The organism is Pseudogracilibacillus auburnensis, from assembly GCF_003201975.1.
Classification (GTDB): Bacteria; Bacillota; Bacilli; order Bacillales; family Amphibacillaceae; genus Pseudogracilibacillus; species Pseudogracilibacillus auburnensis.
Genome location: NZ_QJJQ01000013.1, coordinates 20393 through 45882, shown reverse-complemented (window position 1 = coordinate 45882; position 25490 = coordinate 20393). Strand labels below are relative to the sequence as shown.

The following is a 25490-nucleotide window of genomic DNA, read 5'->3' as shown; positions in this document are numbered from 1 at the left end:
AATTAAGTCCATTTCATAAATGCTCATTTCAGAAAAAATACGAACATTAATATATAAAGTTCCTTTATTGCTCGTGTTTTAAATGCGTTTATTGAAGGATGAAAATGATTCAATTAGATATATTGTGATATTGCTAAACAGTGTGACTTTACTTTAAAGGGAGATTATTTCTATGAAAATCTTAATCGTTGAAGATGATAAATCGATTGCTTCTGGATTAGAATACTCACTTCAAGCAGAACAATATGAAACATATCTTTGTTATGATGCTACATCAGCGAAACAACTAATCATGGATAGGATTCATGAAATTGATTTATGTTTGCTTGATTTATCATTGCCAGATGGAAGTGGCTATGATTTATGTAAACTTATTAAGCAGCAAAGTGATATCCCAGTCATCTTTTTAACAGCGCTTGATGATGAAGTAAATGTCGTGATGGGGCTTGATATGGGGGCAGATGACTATATTACGAAACCGTTTCGAATCCGAGAGCTTGTATCTCGGATTAATTCGGTTTTACGCAGGTATCATAAACAGCAGCAACAAAATCTTATCCAAATTGGGGATGTGCACATTCATACGCTCCAAGGGAAAGTATACAAAAATGGAGAAGAAATAATGCTAACGGCACTGGAATATCAATTGTTTCTAACATTAGTAAATCATCGCGGTCAAGTATTATCAAGAAATCAACTGTTAGGTCAAATCTGGGATATCGCGGGTGACTTTGTTAATGACAATACGTTAACTGTTTATATTAAAAGGATCCGTGAAAAGCTAGAGGATGACCCACAACAACCTACGATGATTAAGACGGTCCGCGGTTTAGGATATAAGGTTGGTGAATAGCATGTTTCGTAATAAAGAAATTAGACTATTATTGCTTAGTATGGGTGTCATTACGATTATTGCGACAATCGGAAGCTATTTTATATCACAAGAAGTCTCAATTTTTGTTTTCTTTACCTGTGTATTATTTATGAGTACAGCGATTCTTTTTTCGTATTGGCGTTACCGAGAAATTGAAAAGCTATCCGTCTATTTACGGAAAATTAGTAAAGGTAACTTCCAATTAGATGTCCGAGATAATGATGAGGGCGAGCTAAGTATACTAAAAAACGAGATCTATAAAGTGACGAATATGCTATCAGAACAAGGTGCTTATTTACAAAAAGATAAAGAGCATTTAACCAATGCCATTTCTGATATTTCCCATCAATTAAAAACCCCGCTCACTTCCATGAAAATGATGGTTGATTTATTAAGTAACGACGAGCTTCCAGATGAAAAACGGCTTGAATTTACTTATACGATTCGTATGCAGCTTGAGCGAATTAAATGGCTCGTTTCATCCTTACTGAAACTATCCAAAATTGATGCTGGAACAGTTCATTTTAAAAGAGAAATTATTTTAGTGCATGAATTAATCGAAACAGCAGTAGAAACTCTTTTAATTCCGCTTGAAATTAAAGACCAAACATTATCGGTTCATGGGAATAAAGATGTCCATTATATTGGTGATTTTAATTGGACGGTTGAAGCGATGATCAATTTGTTGAAAAATAGTGTGGAGCATACAGCTGAAGGTGGCAAAATCAATGTGTCTTTTTCGGAAAATGCACTTTATACTGAAATGGTTATCTCTGATAATGGAAGAGGAATTCCAAAAGAAGATTTACCTTATATTTTTAAACGTTTTTACAAAGGAAAAAGTACGGACGAAGATAGTGTTGGAATAGGACTTGCACTTGCCTATAGCATCGTTGCAGAACAAGATGGTGATATTAAAGTGGAAAGTGATGGAGAAACTGGCACAACGTTTACAGTGAAGTTTTACAAGCGTGGATAAAATCTAAGTGACAATATAGTCATATTAGAGTCACGTCAGCGTCATTTTAGACAGATAAACTGTATATAACAGTGATATTAGGAGGATGGACATGGAAATTTTAAAGATAGAAAATCTGTCTAAAGTATATGGAAAAGGTGAAACAGCCGTTAAAGCGCTTGATCATGTTTCTTTTACAGTGAATAAAGGTGAATTTATTGCGATTGTCGGTGCATCAGGCTCAGGAAAATCTACTTTACTTCATTTGATTGGAGGTGTGGACAAACCGACATCCGGAAAAGTGTTCGTCGATGGGACTGATATTTATAATTTAAACGAAACACAATTAGCAATTTTTAGAAGAAGGCAACTCGGATTAATTTATCAGTTTTATAATTTAATTCCTGTTTTAACAGTAGAAGAGAATATGACGCTACCATTATTACTTGATGGACATAAAGTAGACAAAAAACACTTAAATGATATTATTCTTTCGTTAAATTTAGAATCACGCTTACATCATTTGCCTAACCAATTATCTGGAGGGCAACAACAACGAGTGTCCATTGGCAGAGCATTAATGAATAACCCTGCCATTATGCTTGCTGATGAACCGACTGGAAATCTAGATAGTAAAAACGGCAATGAGATAATCGAACTGTTAAAAATGTTTAATAAAACGTATAACCAAACATTGATCGTCATTACACATGATGAAAATATTGCCTTACAGGCGGATCGGATTATTACGATTCAGGACGGAAAACTCAAAAAGGACGAGGTGATTCGTCCATGAATATCGTAAGAAAACTTACATTACGCCATATGAAGGAGAATAAGCGGAGGACATTTGTTACGATCATTGGGGTCATTATTTCAGTAGCTATGTTAACCGCCGTTTCAACATTAGCGGCCTCTTTTATTGAAGGAATGAAGCGGCAAACAATTGCTGAACAAGGGGAATGGCATGTATTATATCGTGATGTAAATAAAGATCAAATCGAAGCAATTGAACAAGATAAAACGACAAAAGATGTTTTATTATCACAAGATTTAGGTTTTTCGATGCTAGAAGGAAGTGAAAATGAGCAAAAACCGTATGTATTTATAAAAGCTTATAATGAAAAAGGTTTTTCCAACTTTCCTATTGAATTAATCGATGGACGGTTTCCGAAGTCGGAAGATGAAATAGTTATTTCGGAAACAATCATGAAGGATGCAAATGTGCAGCTGAAGATAGATGACAAGTTAAAATTGGGAATCGGCGATCGCATTCCACTAGACGATGATTATGGCACAGAGCCATTAGATCAAAGTGTTTCTTTAGCTTATTCATATGATACAAATGAACTTGTCGAGGAGTTAGAAGTACATTCCAATCAAGCATTTACGATTGTTGGAATAATGGAACGTCCTAATTGGGAGCCGGTGTGGTCACCTGGATTTACAGTGTTAACATATTTAGATGAAAGTGTATTAGAAGCTGGCCATACAGTCAACGCTTCAGTATCCTGGAAAAAAGTGAATAAAGCGCAGAAAAACTACGCAGCAGAACTTGCAAATAAATTAAAGTTGACAGCTTTTTCATCCGAAGACTTTAATCAGACATTATTACGTTACTATGGTGTTTTTTCAGATGATTTGCGTAAAACATTGTTTACCTTTAGTGCAATAATAATGGCAATTATTATCATAGGATCTGTCTCACTTATTTATAATGCATTTGCCATTTCGGTATCTGAACGTTCTAGACATCTCGGAATGCTTTCAAGTGTCGGAGCGACAAAAAAACAAAAACGAAATTCGGTATACTTTGAAGGTTTTATTATTGGGATTATTAGTATTCCTATTGGAGTGGTCTCAGGAATTACTGGGATTGGTATTACACTGATGTTTATCAATGAAATATTAGAAAAAGCAATGCTTGGAATAACTGGGTCATTACCTTTGATAGTAACGCCATTATCTGTTATCGTTGCTTGTCTTGTATCTATTTTAACAATATTTATGTCCACATATATTCCAGCAAGGCGTGCATCAAAAATTACTGCCATTGACGCTATCCGGCAGGCAGAGGATATTAAATTAACGGGAAAAAAAGTGAAGACGAACCGGTTGGTACGAAAATTATTTGGGATGGAAGCGGAAATAGGTTTGAAAAATTTAAAACGGAATAAACGACGGTATGTTGCAACCATCCTTTCACTTGTGATCAGTATTATTTTATTTTTATCCGTTACTTATTTTACAGATAGTTTAAAACAGGTGAATAATATGACTACCGATCACTTAAATTTTGATATTGTTATTCATCAGGGCGGACAAACAGATGAGCAATGGAATCGTTTAGTTGAAAAAACGATAGCACTCGATACTGTTACGGATTATAGTAAAAGTAACATATTTAACGTGTATACGTGGTTAGGAAAATCGGAAATACCTAGCGAAATGCAAGAAATAACATACACAAATGAGCAAGATGAACATCAATTGTATGTTGAAATTATCACACTAAATGATGAAAAGTTAAAAGAATTTGCAGATGAAGTTGGTGTTGATTTTCAAGAGTTACAATCGCAAGATATATTAAATGGGATCGCTATTAATAAAACTTCATTTGGTATAGATAATAAATATTATGAACTGCAGCCTTTGAAGAAACCAGCAGGAGAATCAATAAAGCTTTTTGGTGATAATGATGAGGAAGAATTTTATATTGATTCTATTAATATTATGACTGATACGGAAGCACTTCCTGTTGGTGTAGTACTAGATAATGGATTAAAAGTAATCGTATCTGAACAGACGTTAAAAGAAGTAACAAGTAATATTGCCAGTGGTGATAACGATCAATTTTTTGACTTTTATGAAAGCAACCTTTATTTAAAAAGTAGCGACCCTATAAAAACAGGGAAAGAAATCGATGACATTCGCGAAGTAGCGATTGCCGCAACAAATTTTCATGAAGTAAAACAGCAAGACGAACAACTAATTTTATTGCTTTCTGTTTTTACTTACGGATTTATTACGTTAATTACATTGATATCTGTTGCAAATATTTTTAATACGATTTCAACAAGTATTGCCTTACGAAAGCGTGAATTTGCTATGCTGAAGTCAATGGGAATGACGCCAAAAGGCTTTAATAGAATGATTAATTATGAAAGTGTTTTTTATGGAATGAAAGCTTTACTATACGGATTACCAATTAGTATTGGACTGATGTATTTAATGCATCGAACATTAGGATCAAGTTTTCATTCGACATTTACACTACCTTGGGGCAGTTTATTATTCGTAACGTTCGCAATCTTCCTCATTGTCGGTTCTGCAATGCTTTATGCAAGTAGTAAAGTGAAAAAAGAAAATATAATTGATTCATTAAAACAGGAGAGTATTTAATAACCTGATAGAGGATGCCAAGAGTGCTTCGCTGACAAAATTCAGCGGCGGTGTGCACGAATACAGCGCGGATCGGGAATAATTCAGCGGTAATGCGCCCAAATACAGCGTGGATCGAGAACAATTCAGCGGAAGCGCACCCGAATACAGCGTGAATCGAGAACAATTCAGCGGAAGCGCACCCGAATACAGCGTGAATCGAGAACAATTCAGCGGCAATGCACCCGAATACAGCGCGGATCGGGAATAATTCAGCGGCAATGCACCCAAATTCAGCGTGGATCGAGAACAATTCAGCGGAAGCGCACCCGAATACAGCGCGGATCGGGAACAATTCAGCGGTAATGCGCTCAAATACAGCGTGAATCGAGAACAATTCAGCGGAGGCGCATCCGAATACAGCGCGAATCGAGAACAATTCAGCGGCAATGCACCCGAATACAGCGCGAATCGGGAATAATTCAGCGGCAATGCGCCCAAATACAGCGTGAATTACAAACAAACGAGTGACAATACGCAAAAATTCAGTGTGTGCTCATTTTCAGGAACTAGTATATTATGGACTGTACGGTGTTTCATCACTGTACGGTCTTTTTTAATCATGTTTACAAAAATAATAGCAATATTATACAAGAACAAATGAAAGGTTCATTGTATTCTAAAGTTGGAAAGGGATTGAATGTGATAAAATGAAGTGCGTAACGTGTATATGGATGCGGATTAGGGGTTAATGCAAAAATTTCCTGCCCATTTTCATGATTACTATGTTATTGGTTTTATTGAAGAAGGACAACGGCTATTAATTTGTCAAGGGGAAGAAACTATTATTAATCCTGGTGATTTGTTACTATTCAATCCATTCGAAATACATAGTTGTGCACAAATTGATGGAAAAACCCTTGATTACCGATGCTTAAATATAAAAAATGAAATAATGGAAAAAGTCATTTTGGAGATAAATGGGCGTGCAGATCTTCCGACGTTTACACAAAATGTCTTTTTTCAGAGTGAGCTTGTCGCATCGTTAAAGGTATTGCACGAGAAAATATCCAACCGAGAAGACCCTTTAGAGAAGGAAGAATTATTTTATTACTTTTTGGAGGAGCTGATTCTTACCTATTCAGACCTGTCTATTCCACCTCTCCCTCCCTCAACATCAGATCAAATAGAAGCGAGCTGTATCTTTTTAAGGGAAAATTATTCAAAAAAGTTATCGTTGGACATCGTCAGTGACATAAGTGGCTGGAGCAAATATCATTTTTTAAGGACGTTTACGAAAGGAATGGGTATTTCGCCAAACAGTTATTTAATGACGATCCGTATTCATCAAGCGAAAGAATTTTTAGAGCAAGGTGACAAGCCAATTGATGTTGCATTGGCAACTGGTTTTACCGATCAAAGTCACTTTACAAAATTTTTTAAGAGTCTTATAGGTTTAACGCCGAAACAGTATATGAGAATAGTTAATGGAACAAAGGATCAAAATGAAGAAATGAGCGATGTCAATGGAAAATTTACTAGCTTTTAGCGTAATGGCATTAATGATGTCGATGCTACCTGGTGCAGATACAGTACTTATTATGAAAAATACATTAGCGCACGGTGTAAAAGCTGGGCGCTTTACCATCTTAGGAATGGCGACAGGTTTAACGTTTTGGACGGTTGTTGCCGTCCTCGGGCTATCTGTTGTCATAGCTAAATCAGTCATCTTATTTTCCATCATTAAATATGTAGGTGCAGCTTACCTAGTATATTTAGGTCTTCAAACTCTTTTTACGAAAAAGACATTTTCCGTTGAACAGCTTCACGTTCGAAATGAGCAAATTTTTTCAGAGCATTCAGCGAAAATATATAAACATGCCTGTTTGCAAGGCATGATCAGTAACACATTTAATCCAAAAACGGTGATTGTCTACATTACATTTATGCCACAGTTTATTCAGTTGAATGACAATGTAAATGAGCAATTATTGACGCTTGGATTCCTTCTAACAGGGATTGCTGTTAGCTGGTTTTTATTCGTTGTTTATTTAGTAGATTATGTAAAAAAGTGGTTACAACAATCTCATTTTCAAAAAGCAACAGGTTTTTTACTGATGGGGTTTGGCGTAAAGACAGCATTGTAAGAAGATTGGTATAGATACACTTTAAAAATGTTGATCACACCCGATATTAAATATAAGAGCTTTTTATAGAAAGAAATTTAGCTGATTTTTAACAAGGATGTGACCATACATGCCCAAAATCTCAAATGATCAATTGTATACTCAGCGGAGTATCTATAGTTATACAAGAAATGATGATAAACCATCAAAAAATAAGTTCAATAATGTTCATCCAGCCAATGCTCATGTTTCGATAAGTGAGAATGCTAAGAGACAATATAAAATAGCAGCTTTGGCGGATGAGAATGATGAATTACTAGCCTCCTTCCAATCATTTTATCAAGAATTTATGAGTGCTGAAGCCATTGAAAAAAGGCGTTTAGAACAAATGGAAAATGAACAGTCATTTAATCAGTTAGAAAGCAAGTTTGTGGTGGAAGGTGTACACTACGTTTTTCCAGAAGGTACATTGCAACATACGATCACCAAAGCATTAGAGGGGAAAGTAAAAAACGCCTCTTTGTATGCAAGTGAGTTGGCAAGTGCGATACGTGGTTCCATTTCAATGCCTGAAAAAAGCGTAGAGGAACGGTCGGCTTATAGAGAAATGGCGTTAAGGCAGGCAGAGTTTATTGCTGATAATTACTTTGAGAGTGAAGAAGAAGCTAAAGCATTCATGGATGAGCTATTGGAGTATGCGGAAAACGATCTATTAAGAGAAAAAGGATATATTGTCATTGATCATAGTGATATGAAACCTTTTAAAGCCTATAGCAGTCCGAATTCTAAGCATGATGAAGTTAGCTTATATACTATTGCCAAACGGTATGTTGATAACGATTACGTGGAACGAATGATTAATGGGAAAGGTACACCAGAAGAAACAAGACAATTGCTAATGCAAATTCAACAACATAAAAAGAAGTATCAGAATGGAATCCTAAGTGAATTTGTAAAAAATGAACGAGACGCGATCAACCAAATAAATAGTGGAAAAGAAATGGTGAAAAATTTGGAATGGGTAGATGGATATGTTTCCAACAATGCTGAAACGGATCAATCTGACTTTTTAACTGCACTGATTAAGTGGAATGAAAACATGTTAAATCTATTTTACTAATACAATCGCACATCTAGGTATTCAAGCTAGGTGTGTTTTTTTGAAAGAGTCGTTTCATTTAGTTTTATTCACCTCAAAATTTCTTCACTAAGATAAGCCTTATTTCCTATTGAATATTTCGAACATTTGTATAACATTAATATACATTAAAAACTGGAAATATTATTCTGTTACTCGGTTCTTTCTTTTTAATTCTTTCTTTACTTATACTAAGGGCTATGATTTTAGTGGTAGATGAAACTAAAATTAAGTACGTGAAGATATTATTGAAAAAGTAAAAGCCCCAATTTATTAGGAGTGGGACTAACGTTTTGCTCACTAATTAATAAAATTTGCGTATCTATTAAATTTACAAACCTCAAAGGCTACTAATACATTATAGTAATTTTAATTCGTGATATCAGTCATCTATTTTAGATTTACTTTGAGCAAGTTGAGTGAAAAAATTATACAACATTATTTATCTGGATAAACTTCTCGGTAAACATTCGAAATCAGAACGAACTCAATTACATATATGTTAAAAGTTATGATAAGCTACTTATTTGTTTTATTTTTTTCTATTGTTGGAGGGTACTTTAAGTGAGAGAAATGTTATGATGTCATATGTTTTTTGCCTTTTTCTTTGTATAGCTTTGTATAATTTTACATAAGACGATTAAATGATGTTCTAAACCTTTTATTGCTAAAGGCAGTTATGAAACGTTAAAAGAAAACATGGTGATTACGGTCGAACCTGGCATTTATATGGAGGGTGTTGGTGGGTACAGACATTCTGACACGATTATTGTGACAAAGGACGGATACGAATTACTAACAACTGCTCCATTGACATTAAATGAGGTCATTATCAAAAAATCGAATACGCTAGCAAAAATAAAAGGGAATATCATACAGAAATCATTAAAAATTTGATAATCAAAGTACGGATTGATGGTTCCCAAAAAATGAAGATCAAATTTAGTATTTTTTCAAATTAATGCTGGATGACTTTTTTGAAATAATTAGCAATAAAAAGGAAGTATTAAGACCCTTTCAGATACGGGAAACACAAAGACAGCTTGCCCAAAATGGGAGAAGCTTTTTTTGTGTTTTGGATTATATTTAAGTGAAATAAATTAGCGAATAGGCATTCAATTCAATAAAGTTCACATCTGCTTAATGGAACAGTAAAATCCCTTAATGATTTATTAGTAAATTTTGGCGTGTAAGAAGAGTTAATTTAAGGGAAAATTTGCAATTCAGTTCCAACTAGGCTCTAGAATGCTAGGAGTATAGTAAAAAGTAAAGAAAAGTAGAAATGGAGAGAAATATAGCCAATATTTATGAATACACCTTCTAAAAGAAATTGTTTCTTCTAATGGCATCATTTAATGATTAGTAACTTCAATTCATAGTTAATAAACAATTGAATAAGATGTTATGGGAGGCGATGTAAATTGGAGGATAGTAGTCCGAGTGAATATAAGATGTTCATTCCTTTATTGGGATTATTCTTTCTAATTATGTTTTTGTTAGTTTTTGAAAATGGATCAGTCAAAGTAAGTGCTCAATCAAAAGCGCAACAAGCAGATCCTGAGATTGAAATTTTATTCGCAGGAGATACGATGTTCGATTGGGGACTAAGACCAATTTTAGAGACAAAAGGCTATGATTATCCGTTTGTCTACATAAAAGATACGGTCAGAAAAGCAGATTATTCTTTTATTAATGCCGAAACAGTATTTACAGAAAATCCTGGTACAAAAGATCCCGACCAGCTTTTTTGGATCAATTCAGATTTGCGGGGTCTTCAAGCAATAGAAGACGCCGGGTTTAACATGATTAATATAGGAAACAACCATACAATGGATTACATGGAGCCCGGTCTATTAGATACACTTAAAAATGTGAAGAACACAAATATGGAATATATCGGAGCAGGTAAAGATAGAAAGGAAGCCTATCAATCTAAAGAAGTAGTATTGCAGGGGAAGAAATTTCGTTTCTTTTCTTTTGTTCGCTTTTTCCCAAATTTTACTTGGGTGGCGACAGAAAACAGGGCTGGTGTAACAGATGGATATGATCTTGAAGGTGTAAAGCAAACGATCCTTGAACAAAAGGCAGATGCTGATTACGTAATTGTCTATTTTCATTGGGGAGTTGAAAAAACGAACACTCCTGCAGATTATCAAAAAGAATATGTAAAAGCTTTGAAAGAAGTTGGTGTGAATCTAATCGTGGGTTCTCATCCGCACTGGCTCCAAGGCTTTGAATATTATGAAGGAATGCCTGTTGCCTATTCACTAGGAAACTTTTTATTTCCTCCTTATGTTGAAGGGAGAACCGCCGAAACGGGCTTATTAAAAGCGATTTTCAAAGGTGATAAAATCGATTTAGTTTTTGATCCCTATGTAATAAGTAATGGACAAATCATTCCTCCTGAAGAAAAACAAAAACAAGAAATGCTTCATTATTTACAATCCATTTCATTCGATGTGGAGATAGATAAAAATGGTAAAGTACAAAACAATCATCAACTTGTAGAGGAAAAACAACTAATGAAATGAAAGGCGGAAAAAAGACTAACTAAGTAAATTAAATGATTTTCAAATAATAAAGGTGCTTTTAATTCTACAAGTTAAGAGCACTTTTTTTACATCTTTACCATTAGAAATTATTATTTTTTCCCAGCTTTAAGATTATTATTCTGGTAATTGGTTAATTTTTTTGGTTAAATAGGATGGTGTAACATTTTAACTAATTAAAGTGAAAAAGTGAAGAGGGTTAACTAGATGGAAGTTATCAGTAATTCAATTATCTATTTAATTATGGCATGTGCCGTGATCGGTGCATTTGCAGCAATAAAAAATTCAGAAAAAGGTCTCGGTCGAGAATTTATGGAAGGTTTTTATGTCATCGGGCATATCTTTATTCCTTGCGCAGGAATTATGGCTTCCATACCATATTTATCGAAGTTTATCTCGACTGTAATAGGACCTTGGCTAAGTCAATTCGGTATTGATTCTTCCATTGCGGCAACGTCTATGATCGCAGTCGATATGGGAGGATACCAATTAGCTGATGTATTAGCTGAAACGCGGGAATCATGGATTATCGCAACGGTTGTTGGCTATTTTTTAGGGCCTACACTAACGTTTTTAATTCCTGTTGGTCTCGCTCTTATTTCTAAAAAAGATTATAAATATATGGCGCTCGGTGTCATGGCAGGAATTCTTACCATTCCAGTCGGTGTTTTAGTAGCTTGCTTTATGATTGCTATTTCAAAGCCGCAAATTAGAGAGATGGTATCAACGAATGATCCGTCATTATATCCATTATTATTAAGTTTTTCAGAAATTTTTATTACCTTAATTCCATTAATTATTTTTGTCGTCTTATTAGCGATCGGATTACGTATTTATCCGAATATGATGATTAAAGGATTTTTGCTTTATGGAAAAATATTAGACACAGGGATTAAACTAGTGCTTGTTTTTTCAATCGTAGAATATTTTACTGGGATTTTTTCTACTTTATTCGGTGGTTGGGGATTCGATCCGATTATTGCAGACGAAGAAGATGTATTTAGAGCATTAGAAGTTGCGGGTTATATCGGAATTATGCTAGCAGGTTCATTCCCAATGATCTATTTATTTAGAAATTTATTTGCCAAACCGCTTCAGAAGCTGGCTAAAGCGTTAGGGATGCAAACAATTGGTAGTACTGGTTTAGTTGCCTCTGTTGCTAATACATTAGCGATGTTTCGGATGGTGAAGGACATGCCAGCAAAGGATAAAGTAATTAATATTGCTTTTTCTGTCTGTATTGCAACCGTGTTTGGAGATCATTTATCTTTCACTGCTAATTTTCAACCAAATTTAATTCTACCAATTATGGTGGGAAAAATTGTTGCGGCATTGTTTTCTATCTATCTAGCATTTAAGTTGTCTGTTCCCATTGCGGAAAGATTGGAAACAGAAGATACATCCCAAAATGAAAAACGAATGAAAGACGTAGTGAGTTAAAAAATGGAAGAATGATAAAAGGTGCTATTCATAAGAATTGCACCTTTTATTTATTTTAAAAATAAAAATGAACTTTTTAGCATGTTGATGACTCTTATAGGTAAGTGGGGTGAAGCGATGCATGTCGTCCGTTTAGTTAAAAAAGCAAAAAAAGGGAGCAAAAAGGCATTACTTCAATTAATTATGATGGAAAAAGATGCCTATTATAAGCTAGCCTTTACGTATATGGGAAATGAACATGATGCAATGGACGCAATGGCAGAAATGATTGTTACTCTGTATGAAAAGATCGATCAACTAAAAAAAGAAGCAGCATTTTACAGTTGGAGTAAGACGATTTTAGTCAATGAATGTAAAACATTACTACAAAGGCGGAAGAAAGTGGTGTTAGTTGATGAATTCATTGCCGCTAATGGTAAGGAACTTGGCAAGGCAGTAAATGGTGATCCATATAGTCGAAGTGAAAACCAAATCGATATTCAATCACTGTTAGTGCATTTGAGTGATCAACAAAAAGAAGCAATCCAATTAAAATATTTTCATGATCTCGACTACGAAACCATTGCTACGATGATGAATGTTTCAGTCGGAACGGCAAAGTCCAGGGTGTTTTACGGATTAAAAAAGTTACGAGATCAATATGGGAGTGATCATAATGGAAAATCTTGAAAAACAATTAGCTGATGAGAAAGCGCGATTGGACTCCATGAAAGCTCCAGATGATTTAGAAATGAAATTAACAGCAGCATTAAACACGGTGGAACCGAGAAGAAAAAGAAAAGTCGCTTTTATATGGAAGGTTGCTATAGCGGCAATCATACTTGTAAGTGTGATTAGTTATAATTTTAATGCGCTCGCTTATTATAGTAAAAAAATACTCGGTTTTGATGATATGTTATCTGGTCCGTTAAAAGATTTAAATGAGAATGAAATGGGGCAAGTTGTTGATAAAAGTGTTGAGCTAGAAGGTGGTACAACACTTACGATCCATGGAATCATGACAGATGTAAATCAGCTGATTTTGTTTTATACGTTACGTAATCCGAATGGGATTGATGAGGAAAATTTTATTTCTTTTGCCTCCATCACGGGATTTTTAACGAATTCCTCTATTTCAGGTGGTCCTGGTTACTTCAATGAAGATGAAACGGAAGTGAAGGGAATGCTCCAATTTGAACCGGTAAATCCATTTGCTAAAAAGCTCACACTCGTTATCTGGCAATTTACTGAAGATGATGAATCGACGGTGGAAATTACGTTCGACCATGACCCGAACAAAGCGATGCAGGCCAATTTGACACAACCGATTAAGGAGACCGTATCCGTTGATTCAGGAACCATAACGTTTGATGTCATCACTGCTTCTCCAACAGTAACCGTACTTGAAGGTTCAATAGATGTAGAGAATTTAGATAAGTTTGAAGGAGCTCCACTACATGGAATAAGATTAATTGCTAATGGTAATTCTGTAGGGTCTAGTAGTTATGGTGTTACAACTGGCCCCACTGGCACAACGTTCGATATTCAATATCATACTTTACCGGAGGAGTTAGACTCTTTACAAGTCATGGTTAGAAAATTTATCGGATACGAGGAGATTAATAAGCAAATTCAATTTGGACCTGACAAAAATGAATTTTTCACTTTATACGAAGAAGAGGAAATGATCGTGAAACAGGTAGAAGAAACATCAAGAGGAATAGAGGTCACAATAGCAACAGATGAGTATGTTTTGCTTGATGGGGTTTCTATCGTGACGAAGAAAGGGACAATACCATTACAAACAACGATCGGGGAGGATTATTCCATGCAAATAAATGGCGTTTATATGAAAGAAAGAACGCTCGTATTTGATACAACGGAAACACCAGAACAGTTATCTATAGAAGGAATTCATTTTCTAAAAACATATAATAAAACAATTGATATTCCAGTAAAATAGAAATCATTGCCTTTTCTCTGCCTGTGAGAAGAGGCTTTTTTGTTGGAGTAATCCTAAATCTCCCGTCTTTTTATCGAGATAGATTATAATAATAGTATCTATTTGGGTAAGGATGATGAAACAATGATGACCATGAAGGATTTATGGCAAATCCCCATTACGAAACATTTTACAGTCGTTGCTGGAAAAAATGCTTTATGTAAAAAAATTGAAAGTGTTGAAATTCTAGATTTTGAATTTGCAACAGGTATTGAGCATGCAAGGGAAACGATTTTTAATCCGAATAGCCTCGTACTTAGTAGCCTGTTATTTGCCAATCAACATCCAGAACTTTTACTCGAAACAATAAAGAAACTAATTGAACTAAGAGTAAGTGCATTAGCCTATAAACCAGTCATATTTAAAGAGCTACCTGATGAAATTATCGCTTATGCAAATGAAAAAGGGTTCCCAATTTTGCGTTTCGGTGGCGATGAATTTTTTGAAACAGTTATTATGGAAGTAATGGAACATATCAAAGAAAGAAAACATGAAACATTTTTAACGGAAATGGTACACAGCTTTTTGGAAGAAGAAGTGACAGAAGAGCAAATTCATTCATATGTACAACAAATGAATCGGCCATTAGATAAATATATTTGTGTAGCAAATCTTCAGCGAAAAAACTTGTCTGATGATAAGTGGATGGATTCCTTCTTGAAATTAGGCATTGTATGTCATTATCGAAATAGTCTATTCTTAATCTATTCGGATAAGCATCAACACATACAATTTGAAAAAGCATTAACAGACCATATGGATTTCTATCATATTCCTAGTGAAGAATGGACGATCGGTTATAGTGAAACCCATGTAAGCCACACAGGACTTCATCTTGCAGTTAGGGAAGCTTATTATTCATGTGCATTAGCTATGATTGAAATGAAATCAGTTTGTCATTACGAACAACTTACTTCTGAAAGAATATTATTTGAATTTTACCGAAACGATCCACCATTTGCCCGTAATTACATGAACAAATATTTACATAAGCTCCTTAAAAATCAAGAATTGCTTCATACTGCAATCTCTTTTATATTGAAAAATGGTAATGTAAAAGAGGTCGCTGGGGCACTTTTTTGTCACTCTAATACAATCCGTTATCGTTTGTCAAAAATCCAGCAAATGATTGACCCATCAAGTAATGAGCTGGCCTTTTATGAACATTTATCACAAGCAGTTAAATTATATTTATTAGATCAGCAAGTTGGTAGAATGTCTAATGATTTGGATTCTGTACAAAAATAGGCTAGAAGATTTGGAAAAAAACAAAGGTAATTGCCTTATTTTTTATGCTATCCTTATATTTGCTAGGAGGAGACGAGGAAGATGAGGCAATATATTGGAGATGGAATGCTGCTGATTACAGCAATTGTTTGGGGAAGCGGGTTTGTAGTAACTGCAATTGCCCTTAACTATTTAACCGCCTATCAAGTAATGGCGGGAAGATTTGTTTTAGCATCAATCATCCTGATCATTCTTTTTGGAAATAGAATTAAAAAGTTTACGAGATCAGTTGTTTGGAAAGGTGCTATCTTAGGAGCAATTTTATATGTAGCTTTTGCCTTGCAAACGGTTGGTCTGGAATATACAACACCATCTAAAAATGCATTTTTAACTGCTGTTAATGTGGTCATTGTTCCAATACTAGCTTATTTTATTTACAAACGGAGAATCGATCGAAATGAAGTGATTGGTTCTTTTATCGCTATTATTGGAATTGGCTTTTTATCATTACAAGGCTCCATGACCATCAATATAGGAGATGCTTTGACGCTAGCTTGTGCTGTTGGTTTTGCCTTTGATATTTTTTACACGAATCATTTTGTCAAAAAAGAAGATGCCATTTCGCTTACCATTGTTCAGTTTATGACAGCATCATTCATTAGTGTCATTGTCTTACTTGCACAAAGAGATATACCTGTAGAAATGGAAAAGGAGGCAATATACTCATTAATTTATTTAGCTATTTTCTCAACAACCATTGCCTACCTATGCCAAAATATCGCCTTCAAGTATACGACAGCTACAAGAGGGGCAATCATTTTATCAACAGAATCCTTTTTTGGAACAGTACTATCTGTTTTGTTTTTAAAAGAAGTGTTGACAGTACCAATGGTCATTGGAGCACTACTAATTATGATGGCTATTTTAATTGCCGAAATTAAGCCGGTGCTAAAGAAAAGAAAGGTTGTAAGGGATGCAAGTTAAAATGAAAAGGCAGTACGTTGGGAGCAGTCAACTTATTGCTTTTAAATGATTCATTATGTTTAAACAATTTTAATTATTTGTTTAGTATACTTCTTGAAATCCTCTAGATGTTCTTCAATGATGACCTGTAGTATTTGGATGTTCAGAGATTGGTAATCATGTACGGCAATGTTCCTAAATCCAATCATTGCCCCCATACTTTTGTAAATTGATGCATCGATTAAATCATTATTATTTAGTAATTCAAACGCTTCACGAGAAGATTTAGGAATACCAAGGTTTTTTTGACTAACAATATGCATAGCAAGATCAATACTTGCTTCGCATGCTCTTTGAATATTTAAAATGATACTATCTTGTTTTGTGAAGTTATGAAGATTTTTAGAGTCATCTTCATAAACTTCTTTCACACGAATAATACAACGTTCAATTATTGCAATTTTGTTATAAACAAGATCACTCTTCATATATATACCCTCTTTCATCAACTTGCTCTATAATTTTTTTTCGCTGCTCATTAAGAGTTACATACATGGATAATGCTTTCATTCTTTGTTTATTAAATTCGTTTCTGTCTTTGCAGGAGATAAGCTTCCCGGTAAAAAAGATTTGAGCAGCAAATACGGTATCGATTGTTTTTATATTAACTAAGTCAACTTCTGTTTTTAATTGTTCTGCAAGTTGTTGTGCGATGAGAAATCGATCATAATCTGATAGCTTGTTATGTGAAAAATAGGCAATATCTAAGTCACTTCCAACTCGTTCCGATCCTTTTGCATATGAACCAAAAATAAGAATGAAATCAGGATCAATTACATTAGATAATGTATTCTCAACTACTTCTTTCCAGTTTTTGCGAATCAACTTCATAACACCTCACCCATTCCTTTATCACTTTATATTTATTTTACTTGAAGTGAAACAAAAAGGATAGGAAAATAAATGTCCACTCTGCCTATCATAAAGAATTTATAAAGTTTCTTTGGAACCCATTTAATTATGATACATTACAATTAGCAGAGGTCGTCTAAGATTTACTATGGAAAGGAAGAGAAAATATGAATAAGAAAACAAAAGAAGCATTAGACGCAATGGAACATTTAAGAACGCCAGGTGATGTTGTGTATGTTGTGATGAAACGTCAAAAAAGATCTTTTTTATTTCATTTATGGGATACCTTTATTGCTGATACCATATTATCGACTGTTTCAGATATGAAATTTAAGATGATGTTTTTATTAGCGACAGATGAGGAAGGTAAATTGATCGAAGTGAAAAATGGCACGATCAGTGAAATGATGAACGTGCCTAATTGGAGGTATGATGATAAAGAACATTTTAAAAAGGTAACAATTGATAACTTTATGTATAAAAAAGTAGAAAAACTGTAAGGAGGATCGGTAAAAAATGATGAATAAAAAGCATAAAACAGGCTGGTTAATCCTATTCATGATTACAAGTATTGGTCTATTATTTGGCTGTTCTAAAAATGAACAAATATCTACGAATGACCCGAGCGATGATTCATTAGATATTGAAGCGATTGAAAGTAATTTTGATATGGCTGCATTTGAGGAAAAATATCCTTCATACTATGTCGAATTTGAAACAGACTCTGGATTTGAATCTATTTTTATTATGAATTATGATCCTTACGATTTTGATCATTTACCAGAATATCAAGAAGTCGTTCAATATGGTTTTGTTAGCCTGACAATTGAAGATGTTGTGTATGCCGTTGATATTTTGGAGGGTGATGATTTTTACTCCGCCGAATTTGACGCTGAGACAGGAGCAGTTCTGTCCGAAGAAGGAGATTGGGCTCCAGATGGGGAAGATCTTTCAAAGTTTGTTGAAGAAAAATTAGAAATGATGGAATGGATCATTGTAAAATCAAATGCAACAGTTAGATAAATAGAAAGCCATCGTGAAACCACGTATAGTTAAAGTTGACCAAAACAAAAAACATACGGAGGGTATTCACGATGACTCAAAGTAATTCTAACACGAAAAAGCGCACATTTACACATTTAACAGAAATTGAAAGAGGACAAATAGCAGCCTATCTGGATGAAGACCTGCCATTACGGGAAATCGCATGAAGAATAGGACGTGATGTAAGTACGATATCACGTGAAAAGAAACGGGGAACTGTCCAACAGATTGATACATTTCGTAAGCCTTATACCAAATACTATCCTGATGTAGATGTGCGTGTCTATGAGGAAAACCGTGAAAATTGTGGTGGCCATTCTACCGTGATGGCTGCATGGGAATTTAATCAATTTGCCGAGGATAAAATTTTGGTAGACAAATGGTCTCCAGATGCAGTTGTAGGTTACGCAAAGAGACACGATTTGTTCGACTATGTGCCTAGCACAAAGACGTTATATAATTGGATTGATGAAGGGAAATTGTCCGTGATCAATATGGATTTAGCTATGAAGCTTCGCCGTTCAACGAAGAAGGCAAAATCCGCAGAAAATAAAAAGATACTTGGAACGAGTATAGAAGAACGTCCAGAATCCGTCGAGACTAGGGAAGAATTTGGGCATTGGGAAATTGACACGGTACTCGGTCACAAATCAAAAGACAATGCTTTACTAACACTCGTGGAAAGGAAGAGTCGCATGGAAATCATCCGACGAATCCCAAGCAAAGACGCCTCGGCAGTAACCGATGCGTTAAGCGATATATTTTCAGAATTTCCAAATCTACAAGACACTTTTAAAAGCATTACATCGGACAACGGTTCGGAGTTCAGCAAGTTGGCGGAACAGGGCAAGAAATTGCAAATTGATGTTTACTTTGCCCATCCTTATGCATCATAGGAGCGTGGATCAAATGAACGCCATAACGGGCTCATTCGAAGGTTTATCAAAAAAGGACAACCCATCCATGCCTACTCGGATAAACTTATCGAGGACGTTGAAAACTGGATGAACACGCTGCCTAGGAAAATATTAGACTATCAGACCCCCGAGGAAGCGTTTGCAAAATTTATTTATTGTGTGGCCTAGGCCACACAATAAATTACAGAATAATCTAATAAAGTGGTTTTACGAAGGTGGTGCATTTAAGGTTGCGATTTAGGAAAAAAACTTTTCTTAAAATTGGCTATATTTTCTTAATGAGCTAGGCCAATCTTCATAAATGTCGATAAGGACAGTTCCGATTAATCGATTAGCTGATTCACTCACTAGACCGTTCAATCTGTTGCCTGAATGTATTCTTTCCATCAGTTGGTTAAACGCCTTGTAAGATGTTTTTAGAAAGATCATCTTGAACACATTTTTCAATTAGATTTTGTATTTCTTTTGTTTTCAATGTGAAATGGATGTGGGCCTTATTGATTTGCCTCCAGGAAAAGTTTTTGTCATTAAGAACATTGTAACAAAAAGGCAGTCAATATAGACTTTATCAAAATCCATTCGTACAAATTACTATTTATAATTAATTTTATAGGAGGAATATATGCTTAACATTCAGAACATTGTTTATTTTTATGACAAAAAAAATACGGTTCTAAACAACGTAAGTTTTAATTTAAATAAAGGAGAACTATTAACAATTGCTGGCCCTAATGGAAGTGGAAAAACAACGCTTATTAAGTTAATAGTAGATTTACTTAAAATTCAAGAAGGGTCTATTTCCATTAATAAAACTTTCCATGATAATCCATCGGTTAAAAAAGAAATTATATATTTATCTAGTGAGGATTTTTTACCGGATTTTTTAACAGGTAAAGAATATATAGAAATGATATGTGATTTTTATGAGACACCATTGGATAAAGAAAAGTTATCTCGCTTAGTAGAGTATTATTCTTTAGATTCTAAATTAGATCAATTGATAGAAAGTTACTCTCATGGAATGAGGAAAAAGATTCAATTAGTTAGTGCATTTATGATTAACAATAAAATTATTATTATAGATGAAACATTGAATGGTATAGATGTGGAAGCAAAAGAAGCAACCAAACTATTATTTGAACAATACAAACGACGTGGTGGTTCCATAATAATGTGTACCCATGATTTAGAATTAGTTGAAGAAATAGGATATAGGGTGTTACTCATAAATAATGGTGTAATATACATAGATGATCTTATTGAAAACATTCTCAAGACTGGTTCTAATTTAACAAATGTTTTTAAAGGGCTTATAGATTATGAGGGCATGAAAAATGAAATTGAAAAATATTTTTAATTTACAAAAGCTATATTTCCTATTTATTTTAAGAAGAATTCTAAGTGTGGGTATATTAAAAGAGAAAATATTTAAAGCTTTCATCTTTATTGCCACAGTAGTAACTATTACGGTAACCACAGTTTTTCTATATAATTTTTTAGATGACACCGATGTTTCCGAACAAATTAACTTTATATATTTTATTATTAAAATGCAAGGTGTAAATATTATCGTTTGGACGATGATTATATTCGTTTTTACTAGAATTATTTTCTTGAAAAAAGGGGATTTCTTAAAAATAACAAATCAGTTGCCAATTACACATAATGAAAGAAATAGTTCATTTATTATTTTTGAATTGCTTATGTCTTTAACTATTATTTTTCTAATTAGTATCGCCGTTATTATTGCAGTAGTATTACGCACTAACTTTCACTATATACCTTTACTAATTTGCACAATTTTCTTTACGAGTTTAACAGGGTATTTGTTATTACAACTGATTAATTCCATAATCATATACGTATTAAATTTAATTAAATTAGAAAAAGTAAGTGCACTCGTTTCAATTCTAAGTTTTATTGTTATGTTGGCAATATTATATCTAGATATAATGCAATCTATAAATAATATAAATTATAAAACTGGTGAATTTAATCATTGGTCCCAATTTTACATAGAATTGTATAGTAATTATGGATTTATTGTTACATCCTTAATTTTTGTAATAATCATTTTTGTACTATTGATCATTCTTTATATTCCTAATAATTTCGGATCAGAAGATAATCTATATTTAAAAATTAAAAAGCCTACTAAACTTAGACTAACTATGTTTAATTTGTATATTTTACAAATATCAAGAAGAGTGGAAAACATAACAACTCTTATCATTGCATATTTTTTATCGATTTCTTTGCTTATTCTAGATATATTGAATCCGTTATATGCCATGTTTTTAGTTACTACATCAGGACTATATATTTATACTCAAACTGATTCAATTAGAATAAATTACTATCGATTTAACTATAGTGCAATTAAAGATTATATTAATCTAATTATCAGTCAGTATCTATACATATTAATAACTTCATTACCAATATTGATATTAGGGCTTATTATAAATAAAGGTAACGTTAATCTTTATGATACTTTAATTATTTTTGGTCAATTACTATTAATAATTATACTTTCAACTTTGATTGGAATTCTATTCCCGGCAAAAAAGGACAATCCATTCTCACCTATTATTGGATTTTTAATAATCGTAATAATTTCAGGGTTTATATCATTAATATTACAATTCTTAAATTTTTCAAAACTGTACAATAGCATATTAATGATGATTTTATATATTTTCGTTATATACATAAGTTGTTTGGGATTAAAAAAACTAAAGGAGGAGTTTTTACATGAAGATAGTTAATATTATCATTGGAACTCTAGTGTCAGCTGTGATAAGTACGGTAATAATCTTAGTAATTAGTTTGATCAAGCTGATGTTTACTCATGATGAAGTTGGATATACAACATCATTTTTCAATTCGTTATTTGTAAAGGCCGAGGAAAATACCGACGGCTGGGATTTATATACAACTCTAGGGGTGAATACCGATAATTTAACACCTATTATTTTAACGATTATCTTTTTTTGGTTTTTCTATTTAATTTTAACTAAGGTCTATATAGATAGAAAAAAGAAAAGAGAGAATGTAAAGTAAAAGATTATAGTAGATAAAAAAATAAATACTAATGCTATCACATTTATTGACGTTATTAAGTACGTTCTAATTTATATGAAATGGTGCAATTATTTCTTTATCCTTTTCTTTATTGTTTATTAGATGAAAAGAAGTAGTAGACAAGATTATATTAGGTGCTAAAGATTTCAAGAGTATTGGAAAAAGAGACGCAACTGTTGGCGGGATTAGCCTTAGTCTAAGTCTCCAAAGCGTAGTGAAGAGGCTAAAGGAACGCCCAATGAGAGGTGGCAATCTCAGGCGGGTATCGGGCTTGGTTTTCGGGACTCTCTTTCGAAATGAGCGATATTAAAAACATCTAATGCATGAGCAATAATTATCGGAGTTTCATAGGTAATACCTATCATTATGAGTAAAAACTTAGTATTGAACATATAAAGAAAAGTAGGTAATATGAAGATAATAAGAATTTACTTATTTGGGAGTATAGCCAAATGGTAAGGCGTAGGTCTGCAAAACCTTAAGTTCTGGTTCAAATCCAGATACTCCCTTTAACATTTCCCTCTAGATGAAGTGAGGAAGAGATATGAAAAATCTATGGATTGAAGATAATCTAAAACAAGTAAAAGAAAGAATATATGCGGCTTGTCAATCTGCCGGTAGAAATCCCGAAGAAGTAAAGTTATTGTTGGCTACAAAAACGGTTGCTGCGGAAAAAATCAACCGAGCAATAGATGCTGGTGAAACATTGATCGGTGAAAATAAAGTACAAGAATTGCAACAAAAATATTCACTTATTGGAAATGATAAAGCTAATTGGCATTTCATCGGACATCTACAAACGAATAAAGTGAAAGAAGTATTGAAATACGTCACATGTATTCACTCGGTAGATCGCTTGAAATTAGGGAAAAAAATCCATAACTATCTTTCTAAAGAAAACAAGAAAATAGATATTCTTGTACAAATTAATACATCGTATGAAGAAAGTAAGTTTGGTGTTTCCCCTGAAGATGCCTTGAGTTTGATTGAGCAACTAACCGAGCTAGATACTTTACGCATAAAAGGGTTGATGACGATTGGGAAATTGTCTGCCGATGAGCGTGAAGTAAGAAAATGTTTTCGTTTGCTGAAATCGATTCAGCAACAAGTAATCGAACAAAATTATCCAGGAGTTGAAATGGGTGTTCTGTCGATGGGGATGTCTGGTGATCTGAAGGTAGCAATAGAAGAAGGAGCAACAATGATACGCGTTGGCACGGCAATTTTTGGTGAAAGAATGTATCCAGACAGTTATTATTGGAATGAGCAAACCACCGTATCCGATTCTTAATTTCGTAGCGTTAAATTGAATTTTGAAAAAATGAAAATAATAAAATAAGGCAAAGTTCTAAAGTCTTTTCTCGAAAATTCGAGGGAAGGCTTTTTGTTTGAATGATAAACCATTCGATATTCATTGAGTCTATCATTTATGATAAAATATTGAAATTAATCATAACATTCACTGAATATTATGTTAAAGTATATATATTACAAACATCTGCATTCTAAAGGAGTGTTTTTGTGGCTTTATTTTTCACATATATGGTTGCTGGACTTGCAATCGCGATGCCTGTTGGAGCAATTACAATTGAAATGACGAAGCAAGGATTAAAAAATGGTTTTATACATGGGTGGGCAGTTGGATTAGGAGGTATGACCATAGATCTCGTTCTAATCATTGCCTTATACTTAGGCGTGGCAACACTTCTGTCTATTCCCTTTATACAAATCCCAATGTGGGTGATTGGTGCATGCTTTTTAATCTTTATTGGCTATGATTCGATCAAAAATGCGGATAAAGATATTACATTAGCTGGAGAAAAACCGAATAAATCCTTTTTTCTCTCCTATAGAAATGGTTTGTTTGTTGCTGTTTCACCAGGAAATCTTGTGTTCTGGATTTCAGTCTTTGGAGCAGTGCTATCGGATTCTTACAATATTACGGAGCCATCTAAATTTATCATTATGGGGGCCGGCATACTAGCTGGAATTCTTCTTCATGATATTGTTCTTCTTGCCATTTTATCAGCGACTAGGCAAGTAATGAGTGCAAAAATGATCAAATGGGTTTCCGTTATTGCAGGTGTATTATTAATAGGATTTGCGGGTTACTTTTTGTATGAGTTTGTGCTTGCGATTAGGGGGTTAATTTCTTGAAAATAAATAAGTGAAAGATTAAAGAAAGGTTAGTTTCCTAACAAAACTTTTTAAAGGAACTATGTATATAAATAGCAAATAAAAAGGTGATCCAATGATAATAAGACAAATTGAGCAAAATGATGCAGAAAATTTGCTGGTGTTAGTGAAACAAATCGAAATGAAATCAGATTATATGCTTTTTGGTCCGGCTGAGAGAAACATTACACTTAATCAACAAATGAAATTGATTGAAAGTGTATTACAAGCAAGAAACTCTACTATTTTAGTAGCTGAAGAGGGGAAAATGCTAGTAGGCTATCTAATGGCAATAGGCGGTAAAGCCAAAAGGAATAGACATTCTGCTTACATTGTGATCGGTATTTTGCAGTCCGAAAGAGGTAAAGGAATAGGAACAGGTTTATTTAAAACCTTAGAAAAATGGGCAGCTACAAGAGAGATTTTACGGTTAGAACTTACAGTAGTCGTTGAAAATAAATCTGCTATCGCACTATACAAGAAAGTTGGTTTTGAAATAGAGGGGCTAAAAAAACACTCATTATTAATAGATGATACATTTTTTGATGAATATTATATGGGGAAGTCACTTGTTAATTAAGTGATCATGTTAATTTCCAGCAACTTAACGTTACCTTTCAAAAAACTAAAACTCCCACGATTTTTAGCAGGAGTTTTAGTAACAGACGCTTAAGGGATAAAATTAGCCCTATACAGAGTAGCCCCGTGTAAGGGTTATGTT

At 33.8% G+C, this 25490-nt stretch carries 24 protein-coding genes, 1 tRNA gene and 2 pseudogenes; 24 read left to right on the top strand and 3 right to left on the bottom strand.

Going from position 1 to position 25490, the window contains the following annotated elements; genetic code table 11:
* Positions 1-172 precede the first annotated feature (172 nt).
* The 4 genes from DFR56_RS16130 (at position 173) to DFR56_RS16115 (ending at position 5234) form a co-directional block, all read left to right on the top strand.
* A complete protein-coding gene (locus tag DFR56_RS16130; protein ID WP_110396484.1) occupies positions 173-853 on the top strand; it encodes a response regulator transcription factor in 681 nt (226 codons plus the stop codon).
* A gap of 1 nt (position 854) precedes the next feature.
* On the top strand, positions 855-1853 hold the full coding sequence (locus DFR56_RS16125) for a sensor histidine kinase (protein ID WP_110396483.1): 999 nt from the start codon (positions 855-857) through the stop codon (positions 1851-1853).
* 91 nt (positions 1854-1944) lie between these two features.
* On the top strand, positions 1945-2628 hold the full coding sequence (locus DFR56_RS16120; protein ID WP_110396482.1) for an ABC transporter ATP-binding protein: 684 nt from the start codon (positions 1945-1947) through the stop codon (positions 2626-2628).
* On the top strand, positions 2625-5234 hold the full coding sequence (locus tag DFR56_RS16115) for an FtsX-like permease family protein (protein ID WP_110396481.1): 2610 nt from the start codon (positions 2625-2627) through the stop codon (positions 5232-5234). Before DFR56_RS16120 ends, DFR56_RS16115 begins: the two co-directional genes overlap by 4 nt.
* Here DFR56_RS16115 and DFR56_RS22610 read toward each other — a convergent pair.
* Positions 5149-5754: a hypothetical protein gene (locus tag DFR56_RS22610; RefSeq protein ID WP_146214309.1), complete on the bottom strand. Its 606-nt coding sequence runs from the start codon at positions 5752-5754 to the stop codon at positions 5149-5151. The two genes, DFR56_RS16115 and DFR56_RS22610, sit on opposite strands and share 86 nt — an antisense overlap.
* A 204-nt stretch (positions 5755-5958) precedes the next feature.
* On the opposite strand from DFR56_RS22610, the pseudogene DFR56_RS16110 reads away from it, so the two are divergent.
* The 10 genes and pseudogenes from DFR56_RS16110 to DFR56_RS16065 all read left to right on the top strand — a co-directional run.
* Positions 5959-6762, top strand: a pseudogene (locus DFR56_RS16110) (AraC family transcriptional regulator); the annotation flags it as partial.
* Positions 6740-7360 (top strand): LysE family transporter, encoded by a 621-nt coding sequence (locus DFR56_RS16105; protein ID WP_110396479.1) that lies wholly within the window; start codon positions 6740-6742, stop codon positions 7358-7360. The pseudogene DFR56_RS16110 and the gene DFR56_RS16105, both read left to right, overlap by 23 nt.
* Before the next feature lie 109 nt (positions 7361-7469).
* Positions 7470-8459 carry a hypothetical protein gene (locus tag DFR56_RS16100; RefSeq protein ID WP_110396478.1) on the top strand — a complete coding sequence of 330 codons (990 nt, stop codon included), beginning with the start codon at positions 7470-7472 and terminating at the stop codon, positions 8457-8459.
* Positions 8460-9140: 681 nt separating this feature from the next.
* Positions 9141-9374 (top strand): M24 family metallopeptidase, encoded by a 234-nt coding sequence (locus DFR56_RS23745; protein ID WP_280523468.1) that lies wholly within the window; start codon positions 9141-9143, stop codon positions 9372-9374.
* A 524-nt stretch (positions 9375-9898) separates the two neighbouring features.
* Positions 9899-11008, top strand: a complete 1110-nt coding sequence (locus DFR56_RS16090; RefSeq protein WP_110396476.1) for a CapA family protein — start codon at positions 9899-9901, stop codon at positions 11006-11008.
* A 225-nt stretch (positions 11009-11233) separates the two neighbouring features.
* Positions 11234-12466 carry an ethanolamine utilization protein EutH gene (gene eutH, locus DFR56_RS16085; protein WP_110396475.1) on the top strand — a complete coding sequence of 411 codons (1233 nt, stop codon included), beginning with the start codon at positions 11234-11236 and terminating at the stop codon, positions 12464-12466.
* Positions 12467-12583: 117 nt separating this feature from the next.
* Positions 12584-13135, top strand: a complete 552-nt coding sequence (locus tag DFR56_RS16080; RefSeq protein ID WP_110396586.1) for an RNA polymerase sigma factor — start codon at positions 12584-12586, stop codon at positions 13133-13135.
* Positions 13122-14408 (top strand): DUF4179 domain-containing protein, encoded by a 1287-nt coding sequence (locus tag DFR56_RS16075; protein WP_158525678.1) that lies wholly within the window; start codon positions 13122-13124, stop codon positions 14406-14408. The genes DFR56_RS16080 and DFR56_RS16075 overlap by 14 nt, the downstream gene beginning before the upstream one ends.
* 123 nt (positions 14409-14531) lie before the next feature.
* Entirely contained in the window at positions 14532-15695 is a 1164-nt protein-coding gene (locus tag DFR56_RS16070; RefSeq protein ID WP_244916557.1) for a PucR family transcriptional regulator, read from the top strand.
* Positions 15696-15776: 81 nt separating this feature from the next.
* A complete protein-coding gene (locus DFR56_RS16065; RefSeq protein ID WP_110396473.1) occupies positions 15777-16658 on the top strand; it encodes a DMT family transporter in 882 nt (293 codons plus the stop codon).
* 59 nt (positions 16659-16717) lie between these two features.
* Here the strand turns inward: DFR56_RS16065 and hepT are convergent, their stop codons facing one another.
* Positions 16718-17125: a type VII toxin-antitoxin system HepT family RNase toxin gene (gene hepT / locus DFR56_RS16060; RefSeq protein WP_110396472.1), complete on the bottom strand. Its 408-nt coding sequence runs from the start codon at positions 17123-17125 to the stop codon at positions 16718-16720.
* Positions 17115-17522 carry a type VII toxin-antitoxin system MntA family adenylyltransferase antitoxin gene (mntA, locus tag DFR56_RS16055; RefSeq protein ID WP_244916556.1) on the bottom strand — a complete coding sequence of 136 codons (408 nt, stop codon included), beginning with the start codon at positions 17520-17522 and terminating at the stop codon, positions 17115-17117. The genes hepT and mntA overlap by 11 nt, the downstream gene beginning before the upstream one ends.
* A 194-nt stretch (positions 17523-17716) precedes the next feature.
* On the opposite strand from mntA, the gene DFR56_RS16050 reads away from it, so the two are divergent.
* The 10 genes and pseudogenes from DFR56_RS16050 to DFR56_RS16005 all read left to right on the top strand — a co-directional run bounded on the left by DFR56_RS16050 (position 17717) and on the right by DFR56_RS16005 (position 25349).
* A complete protein-coding gene (locus DFR56_RS16050; protein ID WP_110396470.1) occupies positions 17717-18049 on the top strand; it encodes a hypothetical protein in 333 nt (110 codons plus the stop codon).
* Positions 18050-18065: 16 nt separating this feature from the next.
* Positions 18066-18572 carry a hypothetical protein gene (locus DFR56_RS16045; protein WP_110396469.1) on the top strand — a complete coding sequence of 169 codons (507 nt, stop codon included), beginning with the start codon at positions 18066-18068 and terminating at the stop codon, positions 18570-18572.
* Positions 18573-18643: 71 nt separating this feature from the next.
* A pseudogene (locus DFR56_RS16040) lies at positions 18644-19678 on the top strand (IS30 family transposase).
* A 454-nt stretch (positions 19679-20132) separates the two neighbouring features.
* Positions 20133-20867 (top strand): ATP-binding cassette domain-containing protein, encoded by a 735-nt coding sequence (locus DFR56_RS16035; RefSeq protein WP_110396468.1) that lies wholly within the window; start codon positions 20133-20135, stop codon positions 20865-20867.
* Entirely contained in the window at positions 20845-22278 is a 1434-nt protein-coding gene (locus DFR56_RS16030; protein WP_110396467.1) for a hypothetical protein, read from the top strand. The genes DFR56_RS16035 and DFR56_RS16030 overlap by 23 nt, the downstream gene beginning before the upstream one ends.
* Positions 22265-22573, top strand: a complete 309-nt coding sequence (locus DFR56_RS16025; RefSeq protein WP_110396466.1) for a hypothetical protein — start codon at positions 22265-22267, stop codon at positions 22571-22573. The genes DFR56_RS16030 and DFR56_RS16025 overlap by 14 nt, the downstream gene beginning before the upstream one ends.
* 459 nt (positions 22574-23032) lie before the next feature.
* Positions 23033-23103: transfer RNA gene (locus DFR56_RS16020), tRNA-Cys, on the top strand.
* Positions 23104-23138: 35 nt separating this feature from the next.
* The gene (locus tag DFR56_RS16015; protein ID WP_110396465.1) at positions 23139-23885 is read left to right on the top strand and encodes a YggS family pyridoxal phosphate-dependent enzyme; all 747 of its coding nucleotides are present in this window, start codon (positions 23139-23141) and stop codon (positions 23883-23885) included.
* A 230-nt stretch (positions 23886-24115) separates the two neighbouring features.
* Positions 24116-24751 carry a LysE family transporter gene (locus DFR56_RS16010; RefSeq protein ID WP_110396464.1) on the top strand — a complete coding sequence of 212 codons (636 nt, stop codon included), beginning with the start codon at positions 24116-24118 and terminating at the stop codon, positions 24749-24751.
* 94 nt (positions 24752-24845) lie between these two features.
* Positions 24846-25349, top strand: a complete 504-nt coding sequence (locus DFR56_RS16005; RefSeq protein WP_110396463.1) for a GNAT family N-acetyltransferase — start codon at positions 24846-24848, stop codon at positions 25347-25349.
* Positions 25350-25490 lie beyond the last annotated feature (141 nt).

Excerpts from the sequence above, each read along its gene's own strand:
- DFR56_RS16130 (WP_110396484.1), top strand. The coding sequence starts at position 173 with ATGAAAATCTTAATCGTTGAAGATGATAAATCGATTGCTTCTGGATTA.
- DFR56_RS16125 (WP_110396483.1), top strand. The coding sequence starts at position 855 with ATGTTTCGTAATAAAGAAATTAGACTATTATTGCTTAGTATGGGTGTC.
- DFR56_RS16120 (WP_110396482.1), top strand. The coding sequence starts at position 1,945 with ATGGAAATTTTAAAGATAGAAAATCTGTCTAAAGTATATGGAAAAGGT.
- DFR56_RS16115 (WP_110396481.1), top strand. The coding sequence starts at position 2,625 with ATGAATATCGTAAGAAAACTTACATTACGCCATATGAAGGAGAATAAG.
- DFR56_RS16105 (WP_110396479.1), top strand. The coding sequence starts at position 6,740 with ATGGAAAATTTACTAGCTTTTAGCGTAATGGCATTAATGATGTCGATG.
- DFR56_RS16100 (WP_110396478.1), top strand. The coding sequence starts at position 7,470 with ATGCCCAAAATCTCAAATGATCAATTGTATACTCAGCGGAGTATCTAT.
- eutH (WP_110396475.1), top strand. The coding sequence starts at position 11,234 with ATGGAAGTTATCAGTAATTCAATTATCTATTTAATTATGGCATGTGCC.
- DFR56_RS16080 (WP_110396586.1), top strand. The coding sequence starts at position 12,584 with ATGCATGTCGTCCGTTTAGTTAAAAAAGCAAAAAAAGGGAGCAAAAAG.
- DFR56_RS16075 (WP_158525678.1), top strand. The coding sequence starts at position 13,122 with ATGGAAAATCTTGAAAAACAATTAGCTGATGAGAAAGCGCGATTGGAC.
- DFR56_RS16070 (WP_244916557.1), top strand. The coding sequence starts at position 14,532 with ATGATGACCATGAAGGATTTATGGCAAATCCCCATTACGAAACATTTT.
- DFR56_RS16065 (WP_110396473.1), top strand. The coding sequence starts at position 15,777 with ATGAGGCAATATATTGGAGATGGAATGCTGCTGATTACAGCAATTGTT.
- hepT (WP_110396472.1), bottom strand. The coding sequence starts at position 17,125 with ATGAAGAGTGATCTTGTTTATAACAAAATTGCAATAATTGAACGTTGT.
- DFR56_RS16050 (WP_110396470.1), top strand. The coding sequence starts at position 17,717 with ATGAATAAGAAAACAAAAGAAGCATTAGACGCAATGGAACATTTAAGA.
- DFR56_RS16045 (WP_110396469.1), top strand. The coding sequence starts at position 18,066 with ATGATGAATAAAAAGCATAAAACAGGCTGGTTAATCCTATTCATGATT.
- DFR56_RS16035 (WP_110396468.1), top strand. The coding sequence starts at position 20,133 with ATGCTTAACATTCAGAACATTGTTTATTTTTATGACAAAAAAAATACG.
- DFR56_RS16030 (WP_110396467.1), top strand. The coding sequence starts at position 20,845 with ATGAAATTGAAAAATATTTTTAATTTACAAAAGCTATATTTCCTATTT.
- DFR56_RS16025 (WP_110396466.1), top strand. The coding sequence starts at position 22,265 with ATGAAGATAGTTAATATTATCATTGGAACTCTAGTGTCAGCTGTGATA.
- DFR56_RS16015 (WP_110396465.1), top strand. The coding sequence starts at position 23,139 with ATGAAAAATCTATGGATTGAAGATAATCTAAAACAAGTAAAAGAAAGA.
- DFR56_RS16005 (WP_110396463.1), top strand. The coding sequence starts at position 24,846 with ATGATAATAAGACAAATTGAGCAAAATGATGCAGAAAATTTGCTGGTG.